Origin of the sequence: Streptomyces sp. sk2.1 (assembly GCF_008120935.1) — a bacterium.
Lineage (GTDB): Bacteria > Actinomycetota > Actinomycetes > Streptomycetales > Streptomycetaceae > Streptomyces.
In genome coordinates this window covers 1-10,420 of sequence record NZ_RDBO01000130.1, presented here as the reverse complement: position 1 = coordinate 10,420, position 10,420 = coordinate 1, and the positions used below count along the sequence as shown (strand labels likewise).

The 10,420-nt window shown below is 71.0% G+C and carries 2 protein-coding genes; both read left to right on the top strand.

The features are described 5' to 3' along the window. Window position 1 precedes the first annotated feature (1 nt). On the top strand, window positions 2-9,142 hold the full coding sequence (locus EAO76_RS41345) for a type I polyketide synthase (protein WP_262376192.1): 9,141 nt from the start codon (window positions 2-4) through the stop codon (window positions 9,140-9,142). 41 nt (window positions 9,143-9,183) lie between these two features. Further along, the coding region (locus EAO76_RS41340) for a type I polyketide synthase (protein ID WP_399463708.1) at window positions 9,184-10,420 on the top strand (1,237 nt) is incomplete at its 3' end.

Sequence of the window (10,420 nt, the reverse complement as noted above, 5' to 3'; positions counted from 1 at the left end):
CCTGGAATCCAGCGAGGTGTTCGCACAGACCGTGAACGCCTGTGACGCCGCTCTGCGGCCGTTCACGGGCTGGTCGGTGCGGGAGGTCCTGGCCGGTGAGGAGGGCGAGAACCCGCCGTTCGACCGGGTGGACGTGGTCCAGCCGGCGCTGTTCGCGATGGGTGTGGCCCTGTCCGCACTCTGGCGGTCCCTCGGTGTCGAACCGACGGCCGTGGTCGGTCACTCGCAGGGCGAGGTGGTCGCCGCGGTGGTGAGCGGTGCTCTCACCCTGGAGCAGGGCGCACAGATCGTCGCCCAGCGCTCCAAGGCCGTCCTGGCCTGCGCCGGACAGGGCGGCATGGCCCTCATCGAACGCCCCGTCGCGGTGGTGGAGGAGTTCCTCGCCCCGTACGGGGACGCGTTGTCCGTCGCCGCGGTCAACACCGCCGGGTCCACGATCATCTCCGGGGAGGCGGACGCGATCGAGCGGATCGTGGCCGAACTCCAGGACAGGGAGGTCTACGCCCGCAAGATCAACGTGGACTACGCCTCCCACAACGCCCAGATGGACCCCCTGCTCCCCGCCCTGGCCGAGAGTTTCGAGGACCTGACCCCGCGCCGCGCGGACCTGGCGTTCTACTCCACGGTGACGGGAGACGTCTCCGACGGCACGGACCTGGACGGTACGTACTGGTGCCGCAACCTGCGCGAGCCCGTCCGTCTCGACCGCGCCCTGAACAGGCTCCTCGACGATGGTCACACCGTCTTCGTGGAGATCTCCGCGCACCCGGTGCTGTCCATGCCGCTGACCGACGGGAGTGCCGACCGGGGCGGGATCGTCGTGGGCTCTCTCGCCCGCGACCACGGCACCACCGCCCAGCTCCTGCGCAACCTCGGCCTCCTCCACGTCCAGGGCCACACCGTCGACTGGGAGCGCTGCACGGACGGCCGGCTCGCCGATCTGCCCACCTACGCCTTCCAGCACGAGCACTACTGGATCGAGTCGGAGAAACCTTCGGGCGACGTTCGTTCCGTGGGCCTCAGGGCCTCGGAACACCCCTGGCTGGGTGCTGTCACCGCGACGGCGGACGACTACGGGTATCTCTTCACCGGCCGGCTCTCCCTCGCCGACCAGCCGTGGCTGGCCGAGCACGCCGCCTTCGGGACCGTTCTCGTCCCCGGCACCGGGCTGCTCGAACTGGCGCTGACCGCAGCCCACCACGTAGGGGCTTCGGCCGTCGAGGAACTCACCCTGCTCGAACCGCTCGTCCTGACCGACGACACCCCCCTCCGCCTCCAGGTCGTCGTCGGAGCGGAAACCCCCCAGGGGCGCCGCCCGGTGGCGGTCTACAGCCGTGGTGAGGACGTGTCCGAGGATGCTCCGTGGCGTCAGCATGCCGCCGGTGAGCTGGGGCAGGCGCAGTCCGCCGTTCCGGAGGCGGCCGACGAGTTGGCGCAGTGGCCGGTTCCGGGTGCCGAGCAGGTCGCGCTGGACGGGTTCTACGACGACTTCCGTGCCCGTGGCCTGGAGTACGGCCCCGCCTTCCAGGGCCTGACCGGGCTGTGGCGCAAGGGCAACACCGCGTACGGCACCGTCCGCCTCCCCGACGGACTCCGGCCCGACGACTTCGGCATCCACCCCGCACTCCTGGACGCCGCCCTGCACACCATGGTGGCGGTCCAGGACGGAACAGGGACCGAGGGACACGTACCGCTCCCCTTCGAATGGACCGGTGTCGAGCTGTACGCCACCGGCGCCACCGAACTGCGCATACGCATCGAGCTCGACGACACGGGCACCAATTTGAGCCTGTCGGCCGTGGACCCGGCCGGTCGCCCGGTGGCACACGCGCAGGGGCTGCAGTTGCGTGAGGCGACGGCCGAACAGGTTCGGTCGGGTGCTTCGGCCGAGCACCTCTACCACGTCGAGTTCGTGGCACCCCGTGCGCCGGAGGAGGCGCCGGACGGGGAGGTCTGGGTTCTCGGCGGCAATGGCGAGGTGGCCCGTGTCCTGGGCGCGCAGGGCATCGCGCAGGCCGACGGACTGTTCGCCCGGCTGGACGAAGGCATCGAACCGCCTCTGCGCCTCGTCATCGACATGACGGGGGCGACCGGGGAGACGACCGACTCGGCCGGTACCGCACTGGAGACGACCGGCGAAGCCCTTGTCCTCGTGCAGCGCATCCTGTCCGAACCCCGCCTGGAAGAAGTCGCGTTGACGTGGGTCACGCGTGGTGCGGTGGACGCCGGTGACGGGGTGCGGGACCTGGTGCACGCCCCGCTGTGGGGGCTGCTGCGCACGGCGCGCAGCGAATACCCGGAGCGGGTGATCCGGCTCGTCGACCTCGACGCCGTTGCCGACGTCAAGGTTCCGTTCCTCGTGGACGAGCCCGAGGTCGTGGTGCGTGAGGGCCGGGTGCGGGTGGGCCGGCTGGTGCGCGCGGCAGCCGCCGACAGCAGCAGCGGCAACAACAGCGGCAACAACAGCGACAGCGACAGCGACAGCGATGGTGGCTCGGGGTCGGTGCTGGACCCGTCCGGCACCGTGCTGATCACGGGTGGTACGGGTGAGCTGGGCCGTGCCGTGGCCGTACACCTGGTGCGTACGCATGGAGTGCGGCACCTGGTGCTGACCTCGCGACGTGGCCAGGACGCGCCCGGCGCCCAGGAGCTGACGGCGGAACTGACCGCCGCAGGGGCCGAGACCGTACGCCTGGTGGCCTGCGACGTGTCGGACCGGAACGAAATCGCGGCAGTGCTGTCCAACGTCGACGGTGAGCGGCCGTGGACGGGTGTGTTCCATCTGGCGGCAGTGCTGTCGGACGGTGTGCTCCCGGCGCAGGACGCGCAGCGCCTGGCCCACGTATGGGCGCCCAAGGCGCAGGGCGCGGCGTACCTGGACGAGCTGACGCGAGGTATGGATCTTGCGGCGTTCGTGCTGTTCTCGTCGGCGGCCGGAGTGCTCGGTGGCGCGGGGCAGAGCAATTACGCCGCGGCCAATGCCTTCGTGGATGCCCTCGCCGCCCGGCGGCGTGCCGACGGTCTGCCGGCTGTCAGCCTGTCGTGGGGCCTGTGGCGGCAGGCCGGAGTCGGGCTCACCGCGGGCCTCGGCCAGGCGGAGCTGGCCCGACTGCGCCGCCAGGGTGTCGGCGCGCTGAGCGAGAAGCAGGGGCTGACCGCACTCGACACGGCCCTCTCGCACCCACTCGCCCACCTCGTGCCCGTACGGCTCGAACTGTCTTCCCTGCAACGCGAAGCGGACGGCGGCGGGTCGGTGCCGCCCCTCTGCCGAGGACTGTTGCGCGCCCCGCGCAAGCGTGCCGGGGAGTCCGCGGCGACCCCGTCCGGTCTGCGCGAGCAGCTGGCAGCGCTTCCGGAGGCGGAACGTTCGGCCTGGCTGATCCGGCTCGTCCAGCGTGAGGCCGCTGTGGTTCTGGGTGTGTCCGATGCGGACGGGATCGGTGCGCAGCAGGTGCTCAAGGAGCTGGGGATCGACTCGTTGATGGCGGTGGAGCTGCGGCGTCGGCTCTCGGCCGAGACCGGTCTCACGCTGCCCTCGACCCTCGCCTTCGACTACCCCACCCCCACTGCGGTGGCGGGCCTTCTGCTGGAGAAGTTCGCACTTTCGGACCGGCCGAGGACTTCTCCCGCCCGCATGGCCCGGAAGACGTCGGCCGCGGAGAGCGACCCGATCGCGATCGTGTCGATGGCGTGCCGACTCCCCGGTGGGATCGATACGCCGGAGGCGTTCTGGGAGTTGCTGGCATCCGGCGGCGACGCGGTGGGCGGCCTGCCGGAGCGCTGGCGGGAACTCGACCTCTTCGACCCGGACCCGGAGTCGGTCGGCAAGAGCTACGCCCGTGAGGGCGGTTTCATCGATGACATCGAAGGTTTCGATGCGTCGTTCTTCGGGATCTCGCCGCGTGAGGCGTTGTCGATGGACCCGCAGCAGCGGCTGGTGCTGGAGGCGTCGTGGGAGGCGCTGGAGCGGGCCGGGATCCGGCCCGACGCGCTGACCGGCAGCAGCACCGGCGTCTACCTCGGCGCCATGACATCGGACTACGGCCACCAAGGCCATGACCTGGACGCCCTCGACGGCTACACCAGCACCGGCTACGCCAGCAGTGTCGTCTCGGGCCGGGTGTCGTACGCGCTCGGTCTCCAGGGCCCGGCCGTGACCATCGACACCGCGTGCTCGTCGTCCCTCGTGGCGATGCACCTCGCGGCCACCGCCCTGCGCCAGGGCGAGTGCGAACTCGCCCTCGTCGGCGGTGCCACCGTCATGAACACCCCGGCCCTGTTCGTGGAGTTCTCCCGGCTCAAGGGCATGGCACCGGACGGACGTTGCAAGTCCTTCTCGGCGCAGGCGGACGGTGCGGGCTGGGCCGAGGGGGTCGGCATCCTCGTGCTGAAGCGGCTGTCGGCCGCCGAGCGCGACGGCGACCGGGTGCTGGCGGTCCTGCGCGGCAGCGCCGTCAACCAGGACGGCCGCAGCCAGGGCCTCACCGCCCCCAACGGCCCCTCGCAGCAGCGGGTCGTGCAGGCGGCCCTGGAGGCTTCGCACCTCACTCCGGCCGATATCGATGCGATCGAGGCGCACGGGACGGGGACGTCGCTGGGTGACCCGATCGAGGCGGGTGCTCTGGGAGAGGTGTTCGGTCCGGGGCGCGACGCGGGCCGGCCGGTGTACCTGGGCTCGTCGAAGTCGAACATCGGGCACGCCCAGGCCGCCGCGGGTGTCGTGGGCGTGATGAAGATGGTCCTCGCGCTCCAGCACGAGACCCTTCCGAAGACCCTGTACGTGGACGAGCCCAGCCCGCACATCGAGTGGGACGGCAGCGGGCTCCGACTTCTCGACGAGGCACGACCCTGGGCACGCGACACGGCACGTCCCCGCCGCGCCGGTGTCTCCTCCTTCGGTCTGAGCGGTACGAATGCGCATGTTGTGGTCGAGGAGCCGCCGGCTGTGGAGTCGGCGGAGGTGGCGGAGGTTTCCGGCGGTGCGGTGCCGGTGGTGGTGTCGGGTCGTGACGAGGCGGCGTTGCGGGAGCAGGCGGGGCGTTGGGCGTCCTGGATCTCTCGTGGTGAGGGTGTGCGGGTGGCGGATGTGGCGGTGACGGCTGCTCGTCATCGTTCGCACTTCGAGTCCCGGGCCAGTGTGGTGGCGTCGGATGCGGCCGGGCTGGTCGAAGCCCTGGAGGCGCTGGCCGGGGGGCGTTCGCATGATGCGGTCGTCACCGGAGATGCGCGTGAGCGCGGGAAGGTTGTTTTCGTCTACCCGGGCCAGGGCTCGCAGTGGGTCGGTATGGGGCGTGAACTGCTGTCCTCCAGTGAGGTGTTCGCGCAGACGGTGGATGCGTGTGATGCGGCGCTGTTGCCGTTCACGGGCTGGTCGGTGCGGGAGGTTCTGGCGGGTGAGGAGGGTGATCATCCGCCGTTCGACCGGGTGGATGTGGTCCAGCCGGCGTTGTTTGCGATGGGTGTGGCCCTGTCCGCACTCTGGCGGTCCCTGGGTGTCGAACCGGTGGCCGTGGTGGGTCATTCGCAGGGCGAGGTGGTGGCCGCGGTGGTGAGCGGTGCTCTCACTCTGGAGCAGGGCGCGCAGATCGTCGCCCAGCGCTCCAAGGCCGTCCTGGCCTGCGCCGGACAGGGCGGCATGGCGTTGATCGAACGCCCCGTCGCGGTGGTGGAGGAGTTCCTGGCCCCGTACGGGGACGCGTTGTCCGTCGCCGCGGTGAACACCGCCGGGTCGACGATCATCTCCGGGGAGGCGGACGCGATCGAGCGGATCGTGGCCGAGCTCCAGGACAGGGAGGTCTACGCCCGCAAGATCAACGTGGACTACGCCTCCCACAACGCCCAGATGGACCCCCTCCTCCCCGACCTTGCCAAGAGTTTTGAGGACCTGGCCCCGCGCCGCGCGGACCTGGCGTTCTACTCCACGGTGACGGGCGAGGTGTCCGACGGCACGGATCTGGACGGCGGCTACTGGTGCCGCAACCTGCGCGAGCCCGTCCGCTTCGACCGCGCCCTGAACAGGCTCCTCGACGACGGCCACACCGTCTTCGTCGAGATCTCCGCGCACCCGGTGCTGTCCATGCCGCTGACCGACGGGAGTGCGGAGCGGGGCGGGATCGTCGTGGGCTCCCTCGCCCGCGACCACGGCACCACCGCCCAGCTCCTGCGCAACCTCGGCCTCCTCCACGTCCAGGGCCACACCATCGACTGGGAGCGCTGCACGGACGGCCGGCTCGCCGATCTGCCCACCTACGCCTTCCAGCACGAGCACTACTGGATGGACGCCCCGAAGCCGTCCGGCGACGTCCGCTCCGTGGGCCTGGACGCCTCCGGGCACCCCTGGCTGGGAGCGGTGACCGCGTTGGCCGATGGTGAGGGCCACCTGCTCACCGGCCGGCTCTCCCTCACCGACCAGCCCTGGCTGGCCGAACACGCCGCCTTCGGGACCGTCCTCGTCCCCGGCACCGGACTGCTCGAACTCGCCCTCACCGCAGCCCACCACATAGGCGCCACTGCCGTCGAGGAACTCACCCTCCTCGAACCCCTCGTCCTGACCGACGACACCCCCCTCCGCCTCCAGGTCGTCGTCGGAGCGGAAACCCCCCAGGGGCGCCGCCCGGTGACGGTCTACAGCCGTGCCGAGGGCAGCCAGGACGCCTGGCGCCAGCACGCCGCCGGTGAGCTGGCGGACGGTGGAACGGCACAGTTCGAGGACTTCGCGGACCTGGCGCAGTGGCCGGTTCCGGGTGCCGAGCAGGTCGCGCTGGACGGGTTCTACGAGGACTTCCGTGCCCGTGGCCTGGAGTACGGTCCCGCCTTCCAGGGTCTGACCGGGCTGTGGCGCAAGGGCAACACCGCGTACGGCACCGTCCGCCTGCCCGAGGGGCTCCGGCCCGACGACTTCGGCATCCACCCCGCACTCCTGGACGCCGCCCTGCACACCCTGATGGGCGTACGGCAGGAGGCGGACGCGGCCGGGAAGCCGGTGTTCCTGCCGTTCGAGTGGACCGGTGTCGAGCTGTACGCCACCGGCGCCACCGAACTGCGTGTACGCATCGACCTCGACGACACGAACACCAACGCCCGTATCCGGGTGGCCGACGCCACGGGGCAACCCGTCGTCCACGTACAGGGCCTGGCCATCCGTGAGGCGAGCGCCGAGCAGATCCGTGCCGGTGAGTCGGTCGAGCACCTCTACCGCGTCGAATTCCGGACGCCGCGCGTCACCCAGGAGACGCCGGCCGACGGCATATGGATCCTCGGCGAAAACGCCGGGGCGTTCGAGATCCTGGAGGCCGACCATGTGGCTGATGTGGATGTACTGCTTGCCCACCTCGATGACGGGAGGAAGGCGCCCGCTCGACTGGCCGTCGACGCAACGGCGGCGGCAGCGCCGGCAGACGGTGACATCGCTCGTGCCGCGCAGGAGCTGACCGCTTCCGCGCTGGGCACGCTTCAGCGTCTCCTCGGCGAACCACGCCTGGAGACAACGGAGTTGCTGTGGATCACGCGCTCGGCCGTGGACGCGGACGAAGACGTCCGCGACCTGGCACACGCGCCACTGTGGGGGCTGCTCCGCACGGTGCGCAACGAGTACGCCGAGCGTGCGATCCGCCTCATCGACCTCGGAACGGGCAGCGCCGACGAAGCACTGCTGCCCCGGGCGGTCGCCATGGCGGGCGAGCCGGAGATCGCGATCCGTGACGGCGGGATCCTCGCCGCACGGCTCGTCCGGACGACGAACGCCGACATCACCGAACCGGGTCGGCGACAGCCGGTCGCGGACCCGCTCGACCCCGAGGGTTCGGTACTGATCACGGGCGGCACGGGCGAGCTGGGCCGTGCCGTGGCCGGACACCTGGTGCGTACGCACGGGGTACGGCACCTGGTACTGACCTCGCGACGCGGGCTGGAGGCACCTGGAGCGGTGGAACTGGTGGCGGAACTGACCGCCGCGGGCGCCACGAGCGTACAGGTGGTGGCCTGCGACGTGGGCCGGCGCGAGGACGTCGCCACGGTGCTCGCGACCGCCGACGCACAACACCCCTGGACCGGTGTGTTCCATCTTGCCGGAGTGCTGGACGACGGGCTGCTGAAGGCCCAGGACGCCGAGCGGCTGAGCCGGGTCCTGGCGCCGAAGGCCGGTGGCGCACTGCACCTCCACGAGCTGACGAAGGACCTGGGTCTGGCGGCGTTCGTCCTGTTCTCGTCGGCCGCCGGAGTCCTGGGCGGTGCCGGACAGTCCAACTACGCCGCCGCGAACACGTTCCTCGACGCCCTCGCCGCCCGGCGACGTGCCGACGGCCTGCCGGGTGTCAGCCTCTCGTGGGGCCTGTGGCAGCAGGCCGGGATCGGTCTGACCGCCGGGCTCGGACAGGCCGAACTGGCGCGGATGCGCCGCCGCGGCATCGGTGCGCTGAGCGAGAAGCAGGGCCTGGCCGCCCTGGACGCCGCGCTGACGCAGCCGTATCCGCACCTGGTGCCGGTGAGGCTCGAACTCACCTCGTTGCAGCGGGAGTCGGACAACGGCGGCGAGGTGCCCGTGCTGCTGCGGAATCTGTTGCGGGCCCCGCGCAAACGGGCCGGCGAGTCCGGCGGCACCCCCTCCGGGCTGCGCGAACGACTGCTGGCACTGCCGGAGGGCGAACGGACCGCTCACCTCGCCCGGCTGGTGCAGCAGGAAGCGGCGACCGTCCTCGGAGTGTCCGGGACGGGCGGCGTCGGCGCCGACCAGGTCCTCAAGGAACTGGGCATGGATTCGCTGATGGCGGTCGAACTGCGCCGCCGTCTCTCGGCCGAGTCCGGGGTGTCCCTGCCCTCGACCCTGGCCTTCGACCACCCGACCCCCACCGCGATCGCGGCACTGCTGCTCGACAGGCTCGCCATCGGCTCCGGCGGCCCGGCGAGCAGCGGGCGGGGCGTGACCAGAAAGCAGATCGACAGCCTGGTGGAGCTGCTGCGCTCCGCGACACCGGCCCAGCTCGACGAGCAGGGTCTGACCGCCGGTCTGCTGGCCCTGAGGGACGGACTGGCGAAGACCGCAGCCGTGGCCGACGAGCAGCCGGAGCCGGAGGCCGAGATCGACACCGGCAGCACGGATGACCTTCTTCAGTTCCTGGATCGCAAGCTTGGAGTGAGCGAATGAGCGCGTCCGAAGTCGAGAAGCTCGAAAAGCTCGAGGCGTATTTGCGGCGAACGGCGAACGCGCTCGTCGAGACGGAGAAGGAACTCACCGCCGAACGCGCGTCACGCACCGAACCGATCGCGATCGTGTCGATGGCGTGCCGGCTTCCGGGCGGGATCGACACGCCGGAGGCGTTCTGGGAGCTGCTGGCATCGGGCGGGGACGCTGTGGGCGGCCTGCCGTCGCGGTGGGACGGTCTCGGCGTGTACGACCCCGACCCCGAGGCCGTCGGCAAGAGCTACGCCCGTGAGGGCGGGTTCATCGACGATGTCGAAGGTTTCGATGCGTCGTTCTTCGGGATCTCGCCGCGTGAGGCGTTGTCGATGGATCCGCAGCAGCGGCTGGTGCTGGAGGCGTCGTGGGAGGCGCTGGAGCGGGCCGGGATCCGCCCCGACTCGGTCGGCGGAAGCCGCACGGGTGTCTATCTCGGCACGATGAGCTCCGACTACGGCAACCAGCAGGGTCACGACCTGGATGCCCTCGACGGCTACGTCAGTACCGGCAACGCGTCGAGCGTGGTGTCGGGTCGCATTGCGTATTCGCTCGGTCTGCAGGGGCCGGCGATCACGGTGGACACGGCGTGTTCGTCGTCGTTGGTGTCGGTGCATCTGGCGGTGCAGGCGCTGCGTCAGGGTGAGTGCGAGCTGGCTCTGGCCGGTGGTGTCACCGTGATGAGCACCCCGGCGTTGTTCGTGGAGTTCTCCCGGTTGAAGGGGATGGCGGCGGACGGGCGGTGCAAGTCGTTCTCGGCGGCCGCGGACGGTGCGGGCTGGGCCGAGGGCGCGGGTGTGCTGGTCCTGAAGCGGTTGTCGGCCGCGGAGCGTGACGGGGACCGGGTGCTGGCGGTCCTGCGGGGCAGTGCGGTGAACCAGGACGGGCGCAGTCAGGGGCTGACGGCTCCGAACGGGCCCTCGCAGCAGCGGGTGATCCAGGACGCCCTGGAGGCGGCCCGCCTGACCCCGGGTGATATCGATGCGATCGAGGCGCACGGGACGGGGACGTCGCTGGGTGACCCGATCGAGGCGGGTGCTCTGGGTGAGGTGTTCGGTCCGGGGCGTGAGGCGGGCCGGCCGGTGTGGCTGGGCTCGTCGAAGTCGAACATCGGGCACGCCCAGGCCGCCGCGGGTGTCATCGGTGTGATGAAGATGGTCCTCGCACTCCAGAACGAGACCCTTCCCAGGACCCTGCATGCCCAGGAGCCCAGCCCGCTGATCGACTGGGGGACCAGCGGCCTCCAAC